The sequence below is a fragment of the Flavobacterium palustre genome (genome assembly GCF_014639535.1).
Classification (GTDB): Bacteria; Bacteroidota; Bacteroidia; order Flavobacteriales; family Flavobacteriaceae; genus Flavobacterium; species Flavobacterium palustre.
This window is the reverse complement of record NZ_BMGA01000001.1, coordinates 1,107,385-1,131,361: the sequence shown is the minus strand read 5'-3', so window position 1 is coordinate 1,131,361 and position 23,977 is coordinate 1,107,385. Positions and strand designations below refer to the sequence as shown.

Annotated in this window: 22 protein-coding genes and 2 tRNA genes; 5 read left to right on the top strand and 19 right to left on the bottom strand. The window is 34.8% G+C overall.

Annotation, left to right across the window (positions count from 1 at the left end; all coding sequences use genetic code 11):
* Positions 1-46 precede the first annotated feature (46 nt).
* Positions 47-499 carry a 6-pyruvoyl trahydropterin synthase family protein gene (locus IEV84_RS04490; RefSeq protein WP_188492816.1) on the bottom strand — a complete coding sequence of 151 codons (453 nt, stop codon included), beginning with the start codon at positions 497-499 and terminating at the stop codon, positions 47-49.
* A 139-nt stretch (positions 500-638) separates the two neighbouring features.
* Positions 639-1,406 (bottom strand): enoyl-CoA hydratase/isomerase family protein, encoded by a 768-nt coding sequence (locus IEV84_RS04485; RefSeq protein ID WP_188492814.1) that lies wholly within the window; start codon positions 1,404-1,406, stop codon positions 639-641.
* Positions 1,407-1,581: 175 nt separating this feature from the next.
* On the opposite strand from IEV84_RS04485, the gene IEV84_RS04480 reads away from it, so the two are divergent.
* Positions 1,582-1,655 (top strand) — tRNA-Ala (locus IEV84_RS04480).
* Positions 1,656-1,723: 68 nt separating this feature from the next.
* Here the strand turns inward: IEV84_RS04480 and IEV84_RS04475 are convergent.
* From IEV84_RS04475 to mtgA, 4 genes are all read right to left on the bottom strand, one after another.
* Positions 1,724-3,838: a glycoside hydrolase family 97 protein gene (locus IEV84_RS04475; RefSeq protein WP_188492812.1), complete on the bottom strand. Its 2,115-nt coding sequence runs from the start codon at positions 3,836-3,838 to the stop codon at positions 1,724-1,726.
* Positions 3,839-4,084: 246 nt separating this feature from the next.
* Positions 4,085-5,731, bottom strand: a complete 1,647-nt coding sequence (gene susR / locus IEV84_RS04470; protein ID WP_188492810.1) for a SusR family glycan utilization regulator — start codon at positions 5,729-5,731, stop codon at positions 4,085-4,087.
* Between the two features lie 110 nt (positions 5,732-5,841).
* Entirely contained in the window at positions 5,842-6,792 is a 951-nt protein-coding gene (locus tag IEV84_RS04465; protein ID WP_188492808.1) for a lipid A deacylase LpxR family protein, read from the bottom strand.
* Entirely contained in the window at positions 6,793-7,536 is a 744-nt protein-coding gene (mtgA, locus tag IEV84_RS04460) for a monofunctional biosynthetic peptidoglycan transglycosylase (protein ID WP_188492806.1), read from the bottom strand.
* 216 nt (positions 7,537-7,752) lie between these two features.
* Between mtgA and IEV84_RS04455 the strand changes: the two genes are divergently transcribed.
* Positions 7,753-9,606, top strand: a complete 1,854-nt coding sequence (locus IEV84_RS04455; protein ID WP_188492804.1) for a S9 family peptidase — start codon at positions 7,753-7,755, stop codon at positions 9,604-9,606.
* Positions 9,585-12,050 carry a hybrid sensor histidine kinase/response regulator gene (locus IEV84_RS04450; protein ID WP_229732593.1) on the top strand — a complete coding sequence of 822 codons (2,466 nt, stop codon included), beginning with the start codon at positions 9,585-9,587 and terminating at the stop codon, positions 12,048-12,050. Before IEV84_RS04455 ends, IEV84_RS04450 begins: the two co-directional genes overlap by 22 nt.
* On the opposite strand, the gene IEV84_RS04445 is transcribed toward IEV84_RS04450, so the two are convergent.
* The 9 genes from IEV84_RS04445 to pdxA all read right to left on the bottom strand — a co-directional run bounded on the left by IEV84_RS04445 (position 12,047) and on the right by pdxA (position 19,562).
* On the bottom strand, positions 12,047-13,381 hold the full coding sequence (locus IEV84_RS04445; RefSeq protein WP_188492802.1) for a sigma-54-dependent transcriptional regulator: 1,335 nt from the start codon (positions 13,379-13,381) through the stop codon (positions 12,047-12,049). The two genes, IEV84_RS04450 and IEV84_RS04445, sit on opposite strands and share 4 nt — an antisense overlap.
* Positions 13,382-13,581: 200 nt before the next feature.
* On the bottom strand, positions 13,582-13,884 hold the full coding sequence (locus tag IEV84_RS04440; protein WP_188492801.1) for a hypothetical protein: 303 nt from the start codon (positions 13,882-13,884) through the stop codon (positions 13,582-13,584).
* A gap of 51 nt (positions 13,885-13,935) precedes the next feature.
* A complete protein-coding gene (locus IEV84_RS04435; RefSeq protein ID WP_188492799.1) occupies positions 13,936-14,256 on the bottom strand; it encodes a hypothetical protein in 321 nt (106 codons plus the stop codon).
* Positions 14,257-14,506: 250 nt separating this feature from the next.
* A complete protein-coding gene (gene accC / locus IEV84_RS04430; RefSeq protein WP_188492797.1) occupies positions 14,507-15,853 on the bottom strand; it encodes an acetyl-CoA carboxylase biotin carboxylase subunit in 1,347 nt (448 codons plus the stop codon).
* 135 nt (positions 15,854-15,988) lie between these two features.
* Positions 15,989-16,471 carry an acetyl-CoA carboxylase biotin carboxyl carrier protein gene (gene accB / locus IEV84_RS04425; RefSeq protein WP_188492795.1) on the bottom strand — a complete coding sequence of 161 codons (483 nt, stop codon included), beginning with the start codon at positions 16,469-16,471 and terminating at the stop codon, positions 15,989-15,991.
* 24 nt (positions 16,472-16,495) lie between these two features.
* The gene (locus tag IEV84_RS04420; RefSeq protein WP_188492793.1) at positions 16,496-17,494 is read right to left on the bottom strand and encodes a beta-ketoacyl-ACP synthase III; all 999 of its coding nucleotides are present in this window, start codon (positions 17,492-17,494) and stop codon (positions 16,496-16,498) included.
* A gap of 176 nt (positions 17,495-17,670) precedes the next feature.
* The gene (gene rpmF, locus IEV84_RS04415) at positions 17,671-17,868 is read right to left on the bottom strand and encodes a 50S ribosomal protein L32 (RefSeq protein ID WP_035659528.1); all 198 of its coding nucleotides are present in this window, start codon (positions 17,866-17,868) and stop codon (positions 17,671-17,673) included.
* 9 nt (positions 17,869-17,877) lie between these two features.
* Positions 17,878-18,417 (bottom strand): YceD family protein, encoded by a 540-nt coding sequence (locus IEV84_RS04410; protein WP_188492791.1) that lies wholly within the window; start codon positions 18,415-18,417, stop codon positions 17,878-17,880.
* Positions 18,418-18,518: 101 nt separating this feature from the next.
* The gene (gene pdxA / locus IEV84_RS04405) at positions 18,519-19,562 is read right to left on the bottom strand and encodes a 4-hydroxythreonine-4-phosphate dehydrogenase PdxA (protein ID WP_188492789.1); all 1,044 of its coding nucleotides are present in this window, start codon (positions 19,560-19,562) and stop codon (positions 18,519-18,521) included.
* A gap of 56 nt (positions 19,563-19,618) precedes the next feature.
* On the opposite strand from pdxA, the gene IEV84_RS04400 reads away from it, so the two are divergent.
* Positions 19,619-20,209 (top strand): riboflavin synthase, encoded by a 591-nt coding sequence (locus IEV84_RS04400; protein ID WP_188492787.1) that lies wholly within the window; start codon positions 19,619-19,621, stop codon positions 20,207-20,209.
* 33 nt (positions 20,210-20,242) lie between these two features.
* Here the strand turns inward: IEV84_RS04400 and IEV84_RS16630 are convergent, their stop codons facing one another.
* From IEV84_RS16630 to mce, 3 genes are all read right to left on the bottom strand, one after another.
* Positions 20,243-20,452, bottom strand: coding sequence for an Fjoh_0651 family PID-CTERM protein (locus IEV84_RS16630; protein WP_505661222.1), 210 nt, complete (start codon positions 20,450-20,452; stop codon positions 20,243-20,245).
* Positions 20,453-20,784: 332 nt separating this feature from the next.
* Positions 20,785-20,858 (bottom strand) — tRNA-Ile (locus tag IEV84_RS04395).
* Positions 20,859-20,986: 128 nt separating this feature from the next.
* Positions 20,987-21,388, bottom strand: a complete 402-nt coding sequence (gene mce / locus IEV84_RS04390) for a methylmalonyl-CoA epimerase (protein ID WP_188492785.1) — start codon at positions 21,386-21,388, stop codon at positions 20,987-20,989.
* Positions 21,389-21,521: 133 nt separating this feature from the next.
* Between mce and IEV84_RS04385 the strand changes: the two genes are divergently transcribed.
* Positions 21,522-23,186: an Ig-like domain-containing domain gene (locus IEV84_RS04385; RefSeq protein WP_188492783.1), complete on the top strand. Its 1,665-nt coding sequence runs from the start codon at positions 21,522-21,524 to the stop codon at positions 23,184-23,186.
* On the opposite strand, the gene IEV84_RS04380 is transcribed toward IEV84_RS04385, so the two are convergent.
* A complete protein-coding gene (locus IEV84_RS04380) occupies positions 23,183-23,947 on the bottom strand; it encodes an amidohydrolase (RefSeq protein ID WP_188492781.1) in 765 nt (254 codons plus the stop codon). The genes IEV84_RS04385 and IEV84_RS04380 overlap by 4 nt on opposite strands.
* Between the last annotated feature and the right edge of the window lie 30 nt (positions 23,948-23,977).

Below are 23,977 nucleotides of genomic sequence, written 5' to 3'. Positions count from 1 at the left end.
TTATGAGTTATGCGTAGGGAATTTGGAATTTAAAAAATTAGAATTTCTACAAATTATCGCTGGCAAACCATTCCGCAAAGGAAGATTCCGTTTCCTGTAGTTTTAAAGAAAAAAGCGTGATTCCTGCCGGTAATCTGCGAATAATTCTTTGAGCAAAATCGACAACCATATTCTCACTGGTAGGCTGATAATCAACTAAAATCACATGATGTCCACGGTTTTTTAACTCCTGAGCCAACTCAACGTGCGGAGTTGTTTCATTAAAAACAGTAGCATGATCAAACTGATCTACAATTTCTTCTTTGACGATTTTTTTCAAATCCGAAAAATCAATCACCATCCCAAATTTTACATCATTTCGATTGGTAATAGGTTTTCCAATAACCGTTACAGACAATTTATAACTATGACCATGTACGTTTTTACACTTTCCGTCGTAACCGTATAAGGCATGACCGGTTTCGAAACTAAATTGTTTTGTAATTCTGATTTTACTCATCGATTTGAATTTTAGGTTGCAAATTTACGAATTAATAACTGTTTAAATAATAAATTCCAAATAAAGAAAAATTCCAAATTCCAATAGTTTTGAGTTTTTTATTGAATTTGGAATTTAAAAATATTGGAATTTCCTTTTTTTATTTCTTAAACTGTTCCAACGCATTTTTAGTAAAATCAGACAACACTAATTTTCCTGTAATCGCGGCTCTTTCTAACAAAAGTAACTCCCAATGCTCCGTTCCTTCCCAAAAGACTTTCTTCATTTCGAATAAAGCTTCTGAATTATACGAAGCCAATTTAGAAGCAAAATCAACAATAGCTTCATCCAAAAGTTCCGGAGTTTCAAAAACTTCAGCATACAATCCTTTTTGCTGTGCCCAAGTCGCCGACTTCCATTCGTGTGCTGCCAAAGTCATTTCGGTCATAGCTGTTTTTCCTATTTTTCTACTCACGGCAGGTTCTATGACAAAAGGACCAATTCCGATAGCTAATTCAGATAATTTTACGGAAGCATTATCTGTAGCAAAAACATAATCGCAGGCTGCCGCAATCCCTACTCCTCCCCCAACAGCTTTCCCGTGAATACGTCCAACAATGAGCTTAGAACAACGACGCATGGCGTTAATTAAATGTGCAAATCCGGAAAAAAACGCCAAACCTTCTTCCTGATTTGAAACCTGCAAAAGCTCATCAAAAGAAGCTCCGGCACAAAAAGCAGCCGTTCCTTTGCTCTTTAAAACAATAACATTAACAGCGTCATTAGCACTTAGATTATCAATTTCAGAAGTCAACAATTCCAATAATGCACGAGGAAAAGAATTACTTGCCGGATGACCAAACTCAACTGTAGCAATTTTATCTTCAATCGTAGTAATTAATGAACCTTTAGTTTCTTGCATATTCATTTTGGGATGGATTATCAGGTAAAGTTATAAATATTCAACAGAAAGAATAGTTTTTTTAAAAAGATGTTTTTTGAATTCTAAAAATACTATATTTGCAGCTCCATTTGGGGCTCTAGCTCCTTTGGCTAGAGCGTCCTGAAAGCATTCGGGAAGGCGACAGTTCAAAACAAAATCAGGGGGATTAGCTCATTTGGCTAGAGCGCTACGCTGGCAGCGTAGAGGCGACCGGTTCGAATCCGGTATTCTCCACTAAACAAAAAACCGCAAAACCTTATTAAAGATTTGCGGTTTTTTTATGTAAAAAGATTTAAAAATAGCTATTTAATTTCGATAATACTTATAGCATAACCACCAGCCGGAGCTGAAAACTGTGACAATGCAGACTTGTTATTGACTTTTATTTTTCGAATAGTATAAGCCTGCGGATTAGTTTTATAATGCGCATCTTTTGCATCAGCATAGATAGTAGCCTCGTATTTTTTGCCTTTTTCAAGGAAATCAAATTTAATGGTGGAAACACGTGAAGTTTCTCCATTTACATTGCCCACAAACCAATTGTTTGTCCCTTTAGCTTTTCTGGCAACAGTAATATATTCTCCCGGTTCAGCTTCTAAATATTTACTGTCACTCCAGTCCACAGCTACGTCTTTAATAAATTGAAAGGCATCAGCAAAACGCATGTAATTCTCTGGTAAATCGGCAGCCATTTGCAACGGACTGTACATAGTTACGTATAATGCCAATTGATTAGCCAAAGTGCTGTTTAAGTGAGAAGTATTCTCCGGATTTAATTTGCTAATATCCATTTCAAAAATACCCGGCGTATAATCCATTGGCCCGCCTATTAAACGGGTAAATGGCAAAATGGTAACATGATTAGGTTTAGAACCACCAAAAGCCTGATATTCGGTTCCTCTTGCTGATTCATTTCCAATTAAATTAGGATAAGTTCTGCAAATTCCTGTAGGACGAATTGCTTCGTGTGCATTGACCATAATTTTATAATCGGCAGCTTTTTCAATTGCATATTGATAATGATTTACCGTCCATTGATTATAATGATTTTCACCACGCGGAAGAATTGGACCAACATAACCGCTTTTGACAGCATCGTACCCATTGTCTTTCATAAACTGATACGCTTTATCTATATGACGCTCATAATTACGTGTAGAACCTGAAGTTTCATGGTGCATAATCATTTTAATCCCTTTAGATTTTGCATAATCACGAATTCCTTTTACATCAAAATCAGGATAAGGAGTTACAAAATCAAAAACATAATCTTTAGAATGACCAAACCAATCTTCCCAACCTTCATTCCACCCTTCTACTAAAACGGCATCAAATCCATTATTGGCAGCAAAATCAATGTATTTTTTCACATTAGCTGTATTCGCTCCGTGCTTACCATTAGGTTTTGATTTAGCATAATTAGTCACTCCCAATTGTACTGTAGAAAAATCATCTGTATAAGCCCAGGAACTTTTCCCAGTAATCATTTCCCACCAAACCCCAACATATTTAACCGGTTTAATCCAGGAAGTATCTTCTATTTTACAAGGATCATTCAGATTCAAAGTCATTTTTGAAGCCAAAATTTCTCTGGCATCATCACTAACCATAATGGTTCTCCAAGGCGAATGATCCGGTGCCTGCATATAGCCTTTGTCTCCATTAGCATCTGGTGTTAACCAGGATTCAAAAACCATATTTTTGTCATCCAGATTCAGGTGCATACAAGAATAGTTGATTAAAGCTGCTTCATGCAAATTGATGTACAATCCATCGGCTGTTTTCATCATCAAAGAAGTTTGAACTCCTGTAGGCGAAAAAGTTTTTTGAGATACGTTTTCGGTAGTGGCCTTTGTAGTTAAACCTCTAATTTCAGATAATTTTGATGTAGTATAATCATATTCCTGAGTATCATAATCACCCGGCAACCAAAAAGCAGTGTGATTTCCCGCCATAGCAAATTGTGAACGCTCTTCTTTGATTACAAAATAAGTCAGATTCTTTTGTGCAGGAAATTCATAACGAAATCCAAGTCCGTCATCAAACAAACGAAAACGAATAATCAACTGTCTTTCGCTAACTTTTTGATTTAAAGTTACCACTAACTCATTATAATGATTGCGAATTGAGGCTACTTCGCCCCATACCGGTTTCCACACCTCATCAAAAGTGCTGGTTTTTGAATCTGCAACTATAAAATTGTTTAATAATGACTGAGCATCATTTTTTAGTTCTAATCCTAATTTACTGGGTTTTACAACAACTTTCCCTTTGTAATTTAAACTGTAAACAGGCGTACCATCACTTTGCAGAGAAAACTCCATTTGGAATTTTTGGTTAGGTGATTTTAACTGCTGCGCAAAAGTGGTATGTACTAATGCAAAACAGCACAGCGTTAATAAATAGAATTTCTTCATTTGGTTATATTAATAGATTAATAATTTGCTTAAAAAAGCATTCGATAACCAAATTTATACTGATTTCATCCGACTAATTTTTATTGATAAAAAATGGTAGTCAAAAACAGCATAAAAACACCACAACTAACTGATTTACTTTAAATTAAACAAAAATTAAAGAATCAAAAAAGTAGTAAATCTGTAGTTTAAAAACCAACATTTATTCTCAAAAAAAGAAGATAAACTATAAGCAAAAAAAGAAAATTACTTATTTGTTGATTCTATACGCATCACATTGGCCTCAAACTCATCGCGAGGTCCTAAAGCTTTATTTCTCAATTTAGTTCTGTAATTATAAATAGTTGATAATGAGTAACGTAAAAATTCAGCTATTTTCACACTGTCTGAAATCCCTAAACGAATTAATGCAAAAATTCGCAGCTCGGTATTCATTAACTCGCCTTGTTTTAATTTAATATCCTCATTGTCAACCAACAAATTATTGAAATCTTCAATAAAGTTAGGAAAAAGTAACAAGAAAGTTTTGTCAAAGTTGTGATAAAATTCTTTTAATTCTTCTTCGATAAATTCTTTCGATTTTATCACTTTTACCAATTCGGCAGTTTTTCCACTGCTGACAATGACATTTAGTTTTCGACGGTATTCGTCTAATTTACTGATATAAACCGAACACTGATCCATATAGCGACCGATGTAAATTTCTTTTACCAAATTAGCTTCTTTGAGTGTATTATTAGTTGCATTGAGTTTTTCATTAAAAAGATGCAATTCATTATTCAACGCAACTAATTGAGCATTTGTCGAACTGATTTCCTGCTTGGCTTTCGACAATTTTTTCATCTGCTTGAACAACAAAAACAAAACAACCATCAGAAACAACGATAAAATACTGGCACTGACTAAAAATGTAATTAATTGATTGCGATTAGTATCATTTTGTTTTTGATAAGCATCATTAATGATGGGCATCATCTTTGAAATTTCGTAGGTTCTTAAACGTGCGTTACAAAAAAGAGCGTCGTCCAGAGAACGTTTGATGTACTTGTAAGCCCGGTCAATGTCACCTTCTTTGTACATCATAAATGCTAACGAACGAAGGGAAATATATTCTTTTTTCTCTAATTGCAAATCGGAAATAGCCGAGAGAATCAACCATTTTTTTTCCTGTTCAAAATCCTTTTTTCTAAAATACGTTTGTGAAATTATGTATGCAACTACTGCTTTATCAGTATTATTATCATCCATTTTAGAAAAATAATTTTCTAAAAGCTTAATAGTTTCATCGTATTTTTCTTTTTCAAAAAGTTTGTTCGCCTGAGTAATAAAATAGGAATTCGAACCAACAGAATCCGACTGAAATGTTGAATCCCGGTACTTCATAGTCAATTCATCATACCTTCTTTTTTCCTGATTTGATGCCGCATATTCAGCCATATTAAGGTAAATAGAACTATTTACGCCATAATACAAACTCTTAATTTCGGGAGTGGACTTGATATCAAACCGATACAATATATCCGTGGCTTCTTTGTACATACCCAAAGTTCCCATTATGGAAGCCAAATTGATCTTTGCCGTATTTATCTTAGTTAAATCTTTCAGAGTATTGGCTACAGCCAGACTTTTTCTGGCGTAATTTAAAGCAGAATCCGATTGATAAAACTTAAACTCCGTAAACAACTTTTCATAAATTTCATACTTATGAACTTCTGTAGAAGTCAGTTTCAACAGGCTGCGAAGCTTATTTATTTCAGCCTCTTTTTTACTATGATAAAATTCACTTTTGTCTATAGTAGCATCTAACTCTTCTAATAATGAGTCTATTCCTGTTTGAGAAAAAAGAAATATTGGAGAAAAAACAATAAGGATGGAAGTCCAAAATTTAAACATTGCAGCGGTTTTAGTTTATGTTAAATTAAAACTAATTTATTAAATATTCCTTATTTTAAGGACTTTTTTTAAGTCAGAAAAAATAGTATTTATAAAAAAATGAATTTAAACTATCTAAAAATATAGGAAACACTAATCGAGCCGTAAAAATAACCGATGTTCCTGTAAAATTTAATTTCTTTTCCTCTGTAAACAAAAGCATACGAAAGGTTCAAATTTTTTCTTCGATACCTTATACCTGTTTCTGCATTGAAGCGAAACGGAATAATATCAAAAGTAACCGGACTGTTATCATTAAACAGACTTCCCTGAATGGTCGCATCGTAAAACTGATAATTAACAGAAGGCGATACATAAAAATACAATTCATTTTCTAATGAATTATTGGTTTTATTTAATGAAGCTCCATAAAAATTAGAATCCGAAAAAGGGACTAATTTCCTGATTCCGATTCTGCTAACAACCCCCGTTGAAAGTGATGTAAATATAGTTCCTAATTTAGCCTCAGACTGCCATTGAAAATCAATTCTTTTACTTTTCATCGAATTAAAAAGCGGCTTTGAAAACATAAAATAAGTTTGAATTCCCAAAGTATTTTTAATTTGATATTCCCATTCTTCAAAAGCAGTATAATTAAACAATTTGTGTGTACCTGATTGTATTTTGTCAGCAAAAGAATTAGGCCCTACATACCCTGCCTGAATATGCTTTTTAAACACCACCCGATTAACATAAAAATTAGTAGTAGCAAACTCCCCAAAAAGATAACCCGCAAAAGGTCTGTCAAACATTTGCTCTTCATCCTTATAGATAAATCTGGGGCTGTACATATACTGTCCTATTCGGATTTCATTGATTTTTTTCAGAAATTGTGGCTTTACCTTTTTAGACAAATACCTATAAAAAACTTCCAAACCATTGGTATAATACTGATCATTTTTAGAAGAAGTATATAAATCATTATCAGTAACCAACCCTATTTCAACACTGGAATCCTGACCCAATAAGCTAATCGGGAACAACAATAAAAAACAGACAAATAGTACTGCTCTCTGTCGCATCTAATATTCGATTTTTCCAACCGTACGCATCACACGCATGATTTTATCCTTCCTTCTGTTAATATAAGAAGACGAACTGGTTGCAGTATATTTTCTGGGATTGGGCAAAATGGCTGCAATTCCGGCTGCTTGTTTTCGCGTTAAATTGGCTGCATCTTTTCGGTACCAGTGTTCAGCTGCGGCCTGCGCTCCATATACGCCATTACCCATTTCGATACTATTGAGATAGACTTCCATAATACGTTCTTTTCCCCAAATCAACTCAATCAAAACCGTAAAATAAGCTTCTAGACCTTTCCTGATATAACTTCGACCCTGCCACAGAAAAACATTTTTGGCTGTTTGCTGCGAAATAGTACTTCCTCCCTTTATTCTTCGGCCTCTTTCGTTGTTTTTGTACGCTTTTTGCATGGCTTTAAAATCAAAACCGTTGTGGGTTAAAAACAAACCGTCTTCGCTGGCAATAACCGCTTTTTGTAAATTGACCGAAATATTTTCTAAAGGTTCCCAATCATGACTGAAATAAACCGGCTTTCCCGCTGCTTTATTTTCTATAGCCCGAATAAGCATCAAAGGAGTAAAAGGCACCGGAACAAACTTAAAAAAGACCACAGAAAACAAAGAAAGCCCAATAAACCACAAAATTATTTTGAACAAAAACACTCTCAATCGAGCCATAAAACCTTGAGATTGTTTTTTCACAGGTCTTTTACCTGACGAATTTGAAGTAATTTTTGTTGCCATTGATCTCTGCTCTTAACGCGGTTTTCTTTAAAAGATTTTAAAACCCTAACACCCAAAATCCATTAGAATTTTATAAGAAGTAAAATTACTTTTTTTAGCTAATCATCCAATAGATTTATGTTTATTTCTAATTCATTTTAAATTAAGTTAAAAAAAATCTGTTGCAATTAAATTAAACTATTTTTATACTTCCAAAACAATAGCAGTTTAAAAACAATGACACAAAATAGAATGACAGCCCAATTATTATGGCAATTAGGACGATTAACCGCTCTGGGAATATCTAATGACAGCAAAAATATTGTTTACAAAGTCAACACGCCTTCGGTAGCAGAAAACAAACAAAATACCAAACATTACTATATTCCTATAGACGGAGGAAATCCAACGGAAATTGAAAATACAGATACCATTTTAAACAATAAAAATATTTCACCGGATGGCAAATACCTGCTTTTGCATCAGGAAGTAAAACTACAAAACATTTTGGGCAAAGATTTTTATCCGGAACTGGAAAAATCCGAAGTACAAATCTACGATTCCCTAAACTATCGTCATTGGGATACTTGGAACGAAGGCAAATTCAACCATGTTTTTTATAAAGAAAATAAAGATGATGCTCCGCAAATTGACATCATGGAAAAAGAACTTTTTGATTGTCCGCAAAAACCCTTTGGTGAAGACGAAGATTACATCTGGTCTCCCGACAGCAAAAGTATCCTGTATGTTTCCAAGAAAAAAACTGGAACAGAATACGCCATTTCTACCAATAGTAATATTTTTCAATACGAATTAGAAACGGCAAAAACCACTAATCTCACCGCTGATAATTTAGGTTATGATGTTGCTCCGCAATTTTCGACATCGGGAATCCTGGCCTGGTTACAAATGCAACGCGATGGCTACGAAGCCGATAAAAATGACATTATCATTCTCAAAAACGGAATAAAAACCAATCTTACTGCGCATTGGGATGGAACTGTAGATAGTTTCCTCTGGAGTGAGAACAACCAAAAAATTTACTTTATTGCCCCAATTGACGGAACCAAACAACTTTTTGAAGTTAATCTTCCTGAAAAAACCGAATCCCAACCTCAAATTCAACAAATAACTGATGGCTATTTTGATATTAGCAAACTCATTGGTTTTAACAACAATAAAATCATTGTTTCCAGAGAAGACACCAACCACGCAGCTGAAATATTTTCTTATGATTTACTGGGAAAAAACTGGCAACAAATCACCAATATCAACACCGAAATTTACAATACTATTGCTTTAAGCAAAACCGAAAAAAGATACGTAACCACTACCGACGGCAAGAAAATGTTGGTTTGGGTCATTTTTCCGCCTGATTTTGATGCTTCTAAAAAGTATCCTACCTTACTTTATTGTCAGGGCGGTCCGCAAAGTGCCCTGAGTCAGTTTTATTCTTTCAGATGGAATTTTCAATTAATGGCCGCCAATGATTATATTATTGTAGCACCTAACCGCCGTGGAATGCCGGGGCACGGAGTGGAATGGAACGAGCAAATCAGCAAGGACTGGGGCGGACAAGTGATGGACGATTACCTTTCGGCCATTGATGCTGTTTCTCAGGAAACTTATGTAGATACAAACCGTTTGGGTTGTGTTGGTGCCAGTTATGGTGGCTATTCTGCATTTTATTTAGCGGGAATTCACAACAATCGTTTTAAAACTTTCATTGCCCACGATGGTGTTTTCAATACCCAAAGCATGTTTGGAACTACCGAAGAAGTATTTTTTAACAACTGGGATTTTGGTGGCACTTACTGGGAAAAAGATAACGCAGTGGCACAAAAAGCCTATAACGAATTCAATCCTATAAATTTTGTAGAAAAATGGAATTCGCCTATATTAATCATTCAGGGAGGCAAGGATTTTCGGGTTCCTATTGGTCAGGCACAGGAAGCTTTTCAGGCGGCACAATTGCGGGGCATTAAAAGTCGTTTTCTCTATTTCCCTAACGAAAACCACTGGGTGCTCAGTGCGCAAAATGCTCAAATCTGGCAGAAAGAATTCTTTAAATGGCTGAAAGAAACTTTATAAAATCAAAAAAACAAATGGGAAGCAAAAACAGTAATATCCCGGTAAAAGTATTTATCAGTTATATGATTCTAGTTGCACTTGTAGCAAGTGTGGGCTGGATTTTATATTCTGAAAACAGAGATTATTCTAAAATTGAAAATAAAATAGCATTCGAAAAAAACAAAGTTTTAAAAGTAAGCCAACTTTTCTCGAATGTGTACCAAACAGAAAGTTTAGCCCGAAAAACCATTCAGTCCAATTCAGAAGCCGACTATAAAAATTACATTCTCGAAACTGATTCTTTACAAAAGAGAATCAGTTCTTTAAAAAAAACGCTTGCAAGCGAATACCAAATTAAATTATTGGATAGCGTGACGGTTTTGCTTACCGAAAAAACGCAAAACATCAAGCAACTCAAAGCCATAAAAAACAAAACATCTGATGAAGCCTCAGTAAACACAGCCATCAAAGAATTAACCCAATTAGAGTTTTCGCTGAGTAAATTAAAACTGGAAGATTTTACCAAAAACCCCGAAAACCTGAGCAGTTACCACCGCAAAGTTTTACAAAACTACATTGACTATCTCAATCAAAACATTCCTGACGACAACAGCAACACCTTAACAAAAAAAGAAACCGATTCTATTTTAGCCGCTTCCAAACGATTGCTGAGCAAAGTAAAACTGGAAACCGAAAAGAAAAAAGAATCCTTAAATATTCAGGAAAGTAAATTACTTACGAATGAACTTTTAATCTCAGACCAACTTAGAAAAGTACTCCGAATTATTGAACAGGAAATCCTGACTTCATCAATAAAAAACAATACCGAGAAAGAAAGATCACTCAAAAAAATCAACCAAATTGTGACTTATGCCGCAATTTTAGGTTTATTGCTTACTATATTCTTTTCGATATTAATTACCAGTGATTTTTCGAAAACACAATCCTATAAAAAACAACTGGAAATTGCCAATTTTAAAACCCAAAACTTACTTAAAAACAGGGAACAACTTATCTCAACGGTGAGTCATGATCTAAAAACGCCTTTGAGTACCATAACAGGTTATGCCGAATTATTAGGCAATTCAACCTTAACCAGCAAGCAGAATTATTACACGAACAACATCAAAAATTCTTCGGAATACATTTCGAGATTAGTACAGGATTTACTGGACTTTTCCCAAATTGAAGCAGGGAAAATCAACCTGGAAAAAAATCCGTTTTCCTTAGCCGAAACCATCAACGAAGTGGCTAAAAATATACAATCGGTGTACCCGAAAAAAAATATCGACTTGCAAATTTCGATAGACAAAAAACTCCAGACTCCTATCATAGGCGATGTTTTTCGTTTAAAACAAGTTTTGATCAACATCATTGGAAATGCTTATAAATTTACCCCTGAAGGTTATATCAAAATAGTCGCCTCAGTAAATTCAGCTGAAAATACAGCATTGATAAGCATCGAAGATTCGGGAATCGGGATTGAGAAAGAAAGTCAGAATTTAATTTTTGAAGAATTTGCCCAAGCCAATGAAAATATTGAAAAAAAATATGGCGGAACCGGTTTAGGATTAGCCATTTCTAAAAAAATCATTACTCTTTTAGGCGGTGAACTGTACCTGAAAAACAGTTCTAAAAAAGGAAGTTGTTTCGAAATAAGTTTAGCCGTTACCTTTGACAAAGAAGCAACAGAGGAACAAATTAACCAATCGATTTACACGCCAATCTGGCAAAACAAAACTATTGTAGTAGTTGACGACGATACTAATTTACTGCAACTCACCACCGAAGTTTTAAAACAATATTATCAGGTAGTTTCTTTTTCAAACGCAGACGAAGCACTGCAAAATTTAGCATTTAAAAATTTTGACGTACTAATCACCGATATTCAAATGCCCGAAAAAGACGGATTTAAACTTATTGAAGAACTGCAAAAAATGACTGCTTACAGCAATCAGCCTCTGATTGCCGTTACCGGAAGAACCGATTTAAGTGAAGACATTTACACCAACGCAGGATTTATTACCGTACTTAAAAAACCGTTTTCACCGAATATATTGTTGCAAACTATTGACGCTGTTTTTGGTAAAACAACACTTCCTATCAATCAAAACGAACTTAAAAACAAGCCAAATCCAGAAGAATTATTCTCATTAACTTCCTTAAAATCATTTTTAAAAAACGACGAAGAAGCTGTAAAAACAGTACTTCAATCCTTTATAAACACTACCAATTCGAATCTTATCCTGCTCGAAAATGCTATTGAAACCGCAGAATACCAGAAGATAAAAGAACTCGCTCATAAAATGGCGCCAATGTTCAAACAGATTGAAGCTACTGAAATTGCTCCCATTTTAGATTTACTGGAAACTCATAATCTTTCCAAAACGGAATTGACTATTCATTTCTCTGATTTAAAAATCAAAATCGAGGAATTATTTACAGCTCTTGAAAAGGAGATTTAATTTATATTGTACAATTTCAATTTGTTGTACAGGGTTTTGCGGGTAATTTTCAACAATTTTGCTGCTTCTGATTTATTGTTTTTGGTTTTGGCCAAAGCATTTTCTATGGCTTCTTTTTCATTTTCTGACAAAGAAAATGGTGCTGTTCTGTCTTTTTTTGGATGAAAAAATTCTGCTGGCAAAACGGCACTTTCAATAAAATCGCCCTGAGTGAGTAAGGTTGCGCGTTTAACACAGTTTTGCAATTCTCTCAAATTGCCGGGCCAATCGTAGTTTTGAAAAATACTCACTACTTCTTTAGAAAAACCAATCACTTCTTTACCTAATTGCGCATTGGCTTTTTCCAAAAAGAATTCAGCAAACAAAATTAAATCTTCTTCCCGCTCATTCAACGAGGGAGAATGAATCGAAAATTCATTAATCCGATGGTATAAATCTTCTCTAAAATCACCATTTTTAACTGCTTGCCGCAAATCTTCATTTGTTGCAGTAATAATTCGAATATCAACCGCTATTTCTTTATTGCTCCCCACAGGTTTTATTTTTCGTTCCTGCAAAGCACGCAACAATTGAATTTGGTTTTCATAGGACAAATTGCCTATCTCGTCCAGAAAAAGCGTACCTCCGTTAGCGGCTTCAAAATAACCTGTTTTATCTGAAATAGCTCCCGTAAAAGATCCTTTTAAATGCCCGAAAAATTCGCTGGCTGCCAGTTCTTTCGGAATAGCACCACAATCTACAGCAATAAAATTATGCTCTTTTCGGCGACTTTGTTGGTGAATACTTTGCGCAATTATTTCTTTTCCGGTACCGCTTTCGCCAATTATTAATACCGACATATCTGTTGGACTCACCAGTTTGATATGCTCCGATAATTTTTTGGAAGCAGCAGAAATACCCTGAACATATTCCGTTGCAACAGTTGATTTTGTTTCCTGAACCGTTTTTGGCTTAGTTATTTTGTCGGTCTTTTGTATTGTAAAAGCATTATTGATAACCGCCAAGACTTCATCTGGATTGAATGGTTTCGAAATGTAATCGGAAGCACCATTTTTTATGGCTTTAACAGCCGTACTTACCTCTGAGTAACCAGTCATCAAAATCACAGGAAGTTGTAAAAAAGCAGCTTTAAACTCTCCCAGCAATTCAATTCCGTCGGCATCCGGAAGTCGTAAATCAGTTAAGATCAAATCAAATGCTTCCGCTTGAATTGCTAAACGCGCTTCGGCTGCTGAAAAAGTAATTCTAACCTCAAAATTATTCTTGATTAGAAATTTCTCTAACAATTTACAAAACGAAATATCATCTTCAATAATTAAAATCTTCAACATTAGACAAGCGCTTTTTGTGCTAAATTAAGGCTAATATTATTGTATTTTCATAAAATTATGTAAAAAAAGAGGCTGCTCTTTCGAACAACCTCTTTAAAAAACAATAAGCTAATTCGCGTGCTTATTTTTTCAACCAGTTTCCATTAACATCCATAAAAACAGTAGCCAATTGGTCTTTAACTGGGATTTCTAAACTTTTATTATTTCTGAATCCATTTTCCGGTTTCGTCAGCATACAAAGCGCCTTCTTTGTCACCCACTTTTACTACTAATTGGTACTCTTTTTTAGCATTTACAGCAGCCTTATTCAATACTGCATCCGGATACGCTTTCTTTAAAGCCTCAGTAACTGCTGCCGGAACTTCTTCTAATTTAATTTCAGTAAAGGCAGCCACATCCTGAGCTACTGCAGCTTGTTCAGCCGGGGCGGCTTGCTCTTCCTGAGCACTCATTGTTGTTAAACCTCCTAATACAATTGCAACTGATAAGATTAATTTTTTCATAATGTATCTATTTAAAATGTTATTGTTATTTATTCTTAATGATGTAATGTTTTATTTCTGAATCCATTTTCCGGTTTCGTCAGCATATAAAGCACCTTCTTTGTCACCCACTTTTACTGCAAGTTGGTATTCTTTTTTCTCGTTAACCGAAGCTTTATTCAATACTGCTTCCGGATACGCTTTCTTTAAAGCCTCAGTAACTGCTGCCGGAACCTCTTCTAATTTTATTTCGGTATAAGTTGGTGTTGCCGGTGTTGCTTGTTCCGTTGTGTTTGTTTCTGCTGCCGGAGTTGACTTTTCTGTCTGTTCCTGAGCACTCATTGTTGTTAAACTTCCTAATACGATTGCGGCTGATAGAATTAATTTTTTCATAATGTGTATAATTTAAAGTGTTATTATTGTTTTACACTTTGGACAATGAAATTATTATACCAGTATTTTTTCTACCCAAACAAACACTATTAAAATACTAAAAAACAGCAACTTACATTGTTTTTGTTTTTTATGTTCTATAAAAAAGTGTGTAAATTGTATCTAAAGTGTATCTTTTTTACACAGTTTAGGGTATAAAAAAAGCCGTCACGAAATATCGGGACGGCTTAATTTTATAATCGAAAGTGCTTTATTCCGGCTCGTTCATTTTAAATGTATCCATAAAAGCAGTGGTATAATCACCCGCTATGTAACGAGGATCATCCATTAATTGTCTATGGAAAGGTATTGTTGTTTTGATTCCTTCGATTACGAATTCGTCTAATGCTCTTCTCATTTTGCTGATTGCTTCTTCACGAGATTGTGCAGTAGTGATCAATTTGGCAATCATCGAATCGTAATTTGGCGGAATAGTATAACCTGAATATACGTGAGTATCTAAACGTACTCCGTGTCCACCCGGCATGTGTAATGTAGTAATTTTTCCTGGTGAAGGTCTAAAATCATTGTATGGATCTTCAGCATTGATACGACATTCAATAGCGTGTAATTGTGGTAAATAGTTTTTCCCCGAAATTGGAATTCCGGCAGCTACCATAATTTGCTCACGAATCAAATCGTAATCAATTACCTGCTCAGTAATAGGATGTTCTACCTGGATACGCGTGTTCATTTCCATGAAGTAGAAATTACGGTGTTTATCCACTAAAAACTCTACTGTTCCGGCACCTTCATATTTAATATATTCAGCTGCTTTTACCGCTGCTTCCCCCATTCTTTGACGTAAATCATCAGTCATAAATGGCGAAGGAGTTTCTTCAGTTAACTTTTGGTGACGTCTTTGTACTGAACAGTCTCTTTCAGAAAGGTGACAGGCTTTACCGTAAGCATCTCCAACAACCTGAATTTCGATATGACGTGGTTCTTCGATTAATTTCTCCATGTACATTCCGTCATTTCCAAAAGCAGCAGCTGCTTCCTGACGGGCACTTTCCCATGCTTTATGAAGATCTTCTTCTTTCCAGATAGCACGCATTCCTTTTCCACCACCACCGGCAGTAGCTTTCATCATAACAGGATAACCTATTTCTTTAGCTACTTTTTGTGCTTGTTCAAAAGATTCTAAAATCCCTTCAGAACCTGGAACACAAGGAACACCCGCTTCGATCATAGTAGATTTTGCCGAAGCCTTATCTCCCATTCTGTCAATCATTTCCGGCGCAGCTCCAATGAACTTAATTCCGTGTTCCTGACAAATTTTTGAAAATTTAGAATTTTCCGAAAGAAATCCGTATCCCGGATGTATTGCATCAGCATTAGTAATTTCGGCTGCGGCAATAATATTTGACATTTTCAAATAAGATAAATTACTTGGCGCAGGCCCTATACAAACCGCTTCATCAGCAAACTTTACGTGCAAACTTTCTGCATCGGCAGTAGAATAAACAGCAACTGTTTTAATTCCCATTTCTTTGCATGTTCTAATTACACGAAGTGCAATTTCTCCTCTATTTGCAACTAATATTTTTTTAAACATCTTTTAAAAGTTAGAAGTTAGAAGTTAGAAGTCCCGATAGCTATCGGGAGAAATCAGGAAAGCAATTGATTAGAATCTATATATTGATTAAAATTCAAATCTGCAATCTAAAATCTGTAATCTAAAATCTTAAATTTATGATGGATCTACTAAGAATAATGGTTGATCAAATTCTACCGGAGACATGTCATCAACTAAAATTTTAACGATTTTTCCGGAAACTTCCGATTCGATTTCGTTAAATAATTTCATTGCTTCGACTACACAAAGCACATCACCTTTTGCAATAGAGCTACCTACTTCAACAAACATTGGTTTATCCGGAGAAGGTTTTCTGTAGAAAGTACCAATCATTGGTGACTTAATAGTGATATATTTTGAATCATCAGTGGCTGGGGCAGCGGCAACAGGTGCAGCAGCGGCAGGTGCAGCAGGAGCCGCAATAATTTGTTGTACCGGAGCCTGAGCTGGCAATTGTTGTACATAAGTCGGTTCCGGAGCAGCAGTTTCTAAAGTAGTTCTAATGGTAATTTTAACATCATCCATTTCTAACTTTACCTCAGCAACACCAGAGTTAGATACAAATTTAATTAGGTTCTGAATTTCTTTTAAATCCATAATATTTGTGATTTTAGTTTAAATTTATTTTTTGTTGTATGCCCATTTCAGATATATAGAACCCCAGGTGAATCCTCCTCCAAATGCAGCAAAAATAATAGTATCTCCTTTCTTAAACAAATGTTCGAAATCATTTAAAACCAAAGGCAAGGTTGCCGATGTAGTATTTCCATATCGTTCGATATTCATCAGGACTTTAGATTCCTCTAAATTCATTCTACTTGCAGTAGCATCAATGATGCGTTTATTAGCCTGATGCGGCACTAAGTAAGCAACATCTTCATTAGTAAGATTGTTTCTTTTCAGGATTTGTTCACTCGCATCGGCCATATTGGTTACAGCATATTTAAATACCGTTTTTCCGTCCTGTCTTATACTGTGTCTTTTCTCCTGAACTGTTTCAATTGTTGGTGGATGTAATGATCCTCCCGCATCAATTTTAAGAAAATCACGACCTACACCATCACTTCTTAAATATTCGTCCTGCAATCCTAAACCTTCGTAATTTGGCTCGAATAATACCGCTCCTGCACCATCTCCAAAAATGATACAAGTTGTTCTATCTGTATAATCAACGATAGAAGACATTTTATCAGCACCTATTAATAATACTTTTTTATATCTTCCTGATTCGATGTAAGCGGCCGCAGTTGACATTCCGTATAAAAAACTGGAACAAGCTGCCTGTAAATCATAGGCAAAAGCGTTTATCGCACCTATTTGGGTTGCAACATAAGCACCGGTTGCTGAAACCTGCATATCCGGAGTTGCGGTTGCCATTAAAACTAAATCAATTTCTAAAGGATCTATATTGGCTTTAGCAATTAAATCTTCCGCTGCTTTTATCGCTAAAAAGGAAGTTCCTTTATCAGCATCTTTTAAAATTCTTCTTTCTTTTATCCCTGTACGCGAAGTAATCCATTCGTCGTTTGTGTCAACCATTGTTTCAAGAACCTGGTTTGAGAGTACAAAATCAGGAACATAAGCTCCAACAGCAGTAATTGCGGCCGTAATTTTATTCATTTTATTCGGATATTTTTCCTTCTGTTTTTACACAAAAGAAAACGTTTAAAAAGGGGTTAAAAGTACAAAAAAAATCTAAACCCTTTATCTTTAAAAACCTCTTATTTAACGAAAATCACAAACAACAAAAAACTCTCACAATGTGTGAGAGTTCTCGTATTATCTATAAAAACGTATTATGCAAAAGTAGCTTCTGACTTATCAATAACCACTTGTCCTCTGTAATACATTTTACCTTCGTGCCAGTAAGCTCTGTGGTATAAGTGAGCTTCTCCTGTAATAGGACAAGTAGCGATTTGCGCTACAGTAGCTTTATAATGTGTTCTTCTCTTATCTCTTCTTGTTTTCGAAGTTTTTCTCTTAGGATGTGCCATTTTACTATATTATTTATCCGTTAATAGTTGCTTTAATTTGTCCCAACGCGGGTCTATGTTTTCTTCTTTATTCTCTTCTTTTATTTCTTTAACCTGTAATTCACTTAATTTATCCAAGACTTCTGTCTTTAAACTTCCGTCTTTGACTCCGGGATGAACTCGTTTTAAAGGCACTGATAAGACAATCATCTCATAGATATATTGTGCAATATCTATCTCAAATTCACCAAAAGGCAAAATCAACAACTCTTCATTATCATTATTAAACACTTCTCCAAAACGTACAATTAATTTCATTTTACCTTTAATTGGCAAATCAAAATCTTCTCCCGTTAGATCACAAGGCACATTAACCGTACCTTTATGCTTGAAATTCAACTCAAGCATATTGCTTTTCTTCTCTAAAACTACAGCTACTTTGATATCTGAATTTTGAAATTCATCATACTCAAAGTTCTCAAAGAACGCATTATTTATTTGATACTCAAAATGATGTTTCCCCAGCTTTAAGCCCACGAAAGGAATTAAAAATTCTTTTGTCCTGTTCATTTCAACAAAATTTTGCCCTATTCCGAAGTTTCGGAACGGGAGTGCAAAGATATAAAATTATTGTAAATCCAATAAGCTTATTAATCTTTTTTTATTTACATTTATTTTTCCTTAACTTTTAGCGGCTTTTCAGTCATTTCTTCATACTGAATCCTTGAACGATAGACATCTAAAGCCAAATACACCGCTTCTTTAAACGAATTAAAATCCGCAATTCCTTTTCCTGCGATATCGTAAGCCGTTCCATGATCCGGAGAAGTTCTCACCTTACTCAAACCAGCCGTAAAATTAACTCCTTTTCCAAAAGACAAAGTCTTAAACGGCACCAATCCCTGGTCGTGATAAGTAGCAACAACCGCATCAAATTTTTCATAATGACCACTTCCAAAAAAACCATCTGCTGCAAAAGGACCAAAAACCATCGTTCCTTTATCAAACAGCCTTCTTAAAACCGGTTTTATCAGTTCCTCATCTTCTTTCCCAATCACACCACCATCACCACAATGCGGATTCAAGCCTAAAACAGCAATTTTCGGATTACTAATACTAAAATCACGTATTAACGATTGTTTTACCGTTTCAATTTTCTTCACAATCAAATCTTCCGTCAATCGGGAAGCCACTTCATTTATTGGCACATGATCCGTCAGCAAGCCTACTCTCAAATCATCATGCACCATAAACATCAAAGCATCTCCGTCCAACTCCTGATCCAAATAATCCGTATGCCCCGGAAACTTAAATTCCTCCGATTGTATATTGTATTTATTAATTGGAGCCGTCACCAAAACATCTACCAATCCTTCCTTCAAAGCTTTTGTCGCCGCAACAAAAGACTTAATCGCATACTCACCCACCTTATCATCATTCACACCCAAATTCAAATCAACACCTTCTTTCCAAACATTCAACACGTTGATTTTCCCAGGAACAAGCTGATCTAATTTATCAATTCCATGCAAAACCACAGCAGATTCGAGATTTCTTTTTATAAAAGACAAAATCTTTACATTAGCAAAAACTACAGGCGTACAAAGCTCCAACATTCGAACATCTTCAAATGTTTTCAAAACCACCTCGCTTCCAATACCGTTTAAATCTCCAATAGAAATTCCAACGATAATATTTTCTGCTTTTTTAATCATATCCCCAAGTTTTTATTGCTAATTTTGAACTGCAAATTTAGTAAAATAAAACAAGAATGTTTACAGGAATAATAGAAACCCTTGGGACTATCCAGGAAATAAAACACGAAAAAGACAATATACACGTAACGATTAGCGCTTCGATTACAAATGAACTCAAAATAGACCAAAGCGTAGCACATAATGGCATCTGCTTAACAGTAGTAACCATAGCAGACAACAAGTACACCGTAACCGCCATTGACGAAACCATAAAAAAAACCAATTTAGGCGAATGGAAAAAAGATGACTTAGTCAATCTGGAAAGGGCCATGAAACTAGGCGATAGACTGGACGGACACATTGTTCAGGGACATGTGGATCAAACCGGAACCTGTATTTCGATTGAAGAAACCAACGGAAGTTGGCTTTACACCTTTGAATACGACGACAAACTAAACAATCTAACCATCGAAAAAGGCTCTATTACCGTAAATGGAGTAAGCTTAACTGTTGTAAATTCTAAGAAAAATCAATTTAGTGTAGCCATTATCCCTTACACTCACGAACACACTAATTTCAAAAAATTCAAAGTGGGCTCAAAAATTAATTTAGAGTTTGATGTTATTGGGAAATATGTATCTCGATTATATGCTAACAAAATTTAAAAACAAAACTGAAACTAAAAAAGAAACGCTCAACTATATCGAGCGTTTCTTTTTTACTACAGAAATATAAATTTTATAAAAGCCAAATAAAAAACATAACATCATTAACATCATCAAACCATTATCAATAGGCAACCCGGGCGGTGAAGGAGGACACACAGGACAAGGAGGTTCATCCTCCTGAGCAACAAGCCCAAACCCTACAAGCAAACAGCTTATTAAAAAAAAATACTTATTTAACATTTCTCTCATATAATGGAAAAAAAATGTTTAGAAACCGTCAATATAATGATTATATAACCGTTTGCAATTCTCACAAACTAAACATCAGAAGCAAAGATATAGTATTTATATTAATTTCACACAAAAGCAAAACCCTTTAAAACGTTAATTTTAAAGGGTTTTTATCGATTATTAAACCACTTACACCGACTATTCTTTATATAAATCCTCAAACACACTAATAATTTCGAAAAAAACAAAAACCAAATTCAAATTCCGCCCCCTCATTCGTCCCCTGAAAAAACAAAAGCCTTACAAACTGAGTGTTTATAAGGCTTTCTAAGTATTAACTGTGGTCCCACCTGGGCTCGAACCAGGGACCACCTGATTATGAGTCAGGTGCTCTAACCAGCTGAGCTATAGGACCGGTTAAGAGTTTGCAATATTACTACTATTTTTTGGTTGTTCCAAATATTTTTAACTTAGTTTTTCAGTACAATTAAACACCAAAACAACTTAAACAAAAAACAAACTGATAATTAAAACACTAGCAGCTTATTTTACACTTTGACATAATTCTATTAAAACCCCATTAGTACTTTTAGGATGCAAAAAGACAACCCACTTATTATCTGCTCCTTTTTTTGGAATTTCATCCAAAACAACAAAACCTTCTGCTTTTAATCTTTGAATTTCATCCTGAATATTTTCAACCTCAAAAGCAATGTGATGAATTCCTTCCCCTTTTTTCTCTATGAATTTCGCAATTGGACTTTCCGGATTTATTGCTGACAAAAGTTCTATCTTATTAGTATCTGTTTTAAAAAAAGAAGTCAGCACGTTTTCGCTTTCCACTTCTTCCAATTTATAAGGAGAAACTCCCAACAATTTTTCAAACAAAGCATTCGAAAAATCCATATCCTTTACTGCAATTCCTATATGATCCATTTTTTTCATAAAATTCCAGATTTTAAATCACACAAACTTCTAAACTAATTTTAAAGATACTTATACTCCCTTAATAATTCCCTAAAAAGTTTTAATTCCAATAATTATAATCGTTATTTTGTATTTCTAAATTTTAAATTACATGTTGAAAAACAAACTAAAATATATTTCGATAATTATATTACTAATCACTATAGTAAGTTGTGCCAAAAGAGGTTCTATTACCGGCGGATTAAAAGACACTATCCCACCTGGTCTAAGAACGAGTTTCCCAAAGAATTTCAGCAGTAATTTTAACGAAAAACAAATCAAATTAGAATTTGACGAAATTGTAATTCTTAAAGGCATAAGCAAACAATTAGTGATTTCGCCACCCATGAAATACGAACCGTTGATTATTCCAACAACAGCAAGCAAATACATTACCATAAAAATAAAAGACACACTCAAATCCAACACTACCTACAGTTTTAATTTCGGGCAGAGTATAACCGACAACAACGAAGGAAATCCGCTCAACCAATTCAAATATGTTTTTTCCACCGGAAGCTACATCGATTCTTTAGCACTTAGCGGAAAAGTAAAATATGCTTTTGAAAAAGAGGCAGAACCCTTTATTTCAGTTATGCTCTACGAAGCTAACGATACTTTTAACGATTCGATAATTTACAAAGAAAGCCCAAGATACATCACTAACACCTTAGATAGTTTAAAAACATTCCGCCTGGAAAACCTTAAAGAAGGAAAGTATTTCATGGTGGCATTAAAAGACCTTAACAAAAATAATAAATTCGACCCTAAGACGGAGAAAATAGGATTCATAAAAGATTTTATAACTATCCCAAACGATACTGTTTTCGAAATAGAATTGTTTCAGGAAAACATCCCTTTTAAAGCATTCAAACCCACACAGGAAACTGCAAACCGACTCTTAATGGGATACGAAGGTGATCTTTCTAAAGCCAAAGTAAAACCTCAAATCAGCTTAAAAAACAACAACGAAATACTGGCTAGCATTGTTACTAAAATGCCAAAAAAAGATTCGCTCCAAATTTGGTACAAACCCATCAAAACCGATTCTTTAAAAGTAGCCATCAGCCACAATCAATACGAGAAAGAATTTAGCCTTAAAATCAGAAGCCCTAAAAAAGACAGTCTAAGCATTAATGCAATAAATCCGGTGAGTTTTAAAGATGTTTTTGCAATAGAATCATCAACTCCTTTAGTTCAGTTTGACGAAACAAAAATTAAATTGATTGACGGCGATTCTACCGCAATCAAATTCACCAAAAACTATGACGAATTCAACCAAAAATTATATTTGGATTTCAAAAAAGAGCCTGCTAAAAAGTACAACTTCACCATTCTGCCAGGTGCATTAACTGATTTTTACGAACACACAAACGATACCTTAAGTTACCAAATCAGCACTAAAGAATTAGAGCAATACGGAAACCTAAAAGTAAAACTGGAAAACGTAAAATCATTCCCTGTAATTCTGGAATTATTAAAGTCAAGCGGAGAAGTTGTTACCAGTGAATACCTTGAAAAAGACACCACAATAGATTTCAAGCTCTTAGATCCAGCTAAATTCACTCTTCGTGCTATTTACGACACTAATAAAAATAATCAATACGATCCCGGAAATTATTTAGAAAAAAAATACGCCGAAGAAGTTATTTATTTTTCGGGAGAAATTGACGTAAGAAGCAATTGGGACGTAGAACAAACTTTCGATTTAAGCATCCCTTACACGCCTCCTCCAATCGAAAAAAAGGACTTAAAAAAGAAGAAAAAACAATATTAAAGCAGCTGAAAAGCATCGCTATCATTCAAAAAGCCGAGTTTTTGTCTGGCATCAAGCATTTTTTGTTGGTCTAGTTCAGCTATAAAAACATTTTCTTCCTCCGTTGGAGCCACTATATAATCGCCCAGACAATCCAACAACTGAGAATGTCCGGAATAATGATGCGCATTATTATCCAAACCAATTCTATTGACACCAATGGTATAAGCCATATTTTCAATTGAACGGGCTTTTAACAATGCGTCCCAGGCATTTACTCTTTTTTCCGGCCAACTAGCTACATACAACAACAAATCATAATTTTCTACATTTCTGGAAAAGACCGGAAAACGCAAATCATAACAAACCATCAGGCAAATTTTCCAACCCAGATAATCCACAATTAGTTTCTGATTACCCGCTGTATAAACTCTGTCTTCACCAGCCAACGTAAACAAATGCCTTTTATCATAAAACTGAATTTCTCCCGAAGGAAATACAAACAACATTCGGTTATAAAATTTACCTGATTCCTCAATAACCAAACTTCCCGTTATAGCCACGTTTTTGGCTTTCGCCAAAGATTGCATCCACAACACCGTTTCGCCCTGCATGGTTTCAGCAACAGCCTCAGGATTCATAGTAAAGCCTGTAGAAAACATTTCAGGAAGCACAATTAAACCAACAGACTCATTTATTCCATTGATTTTTTCTTCGAAATGAACTCGGTTTGCTATTGGGTTTTCCCAAACTAAATCGGATTGAATAAGCGCTATTTTCATATGAAAAAGTTATTACACAAAGATACACAA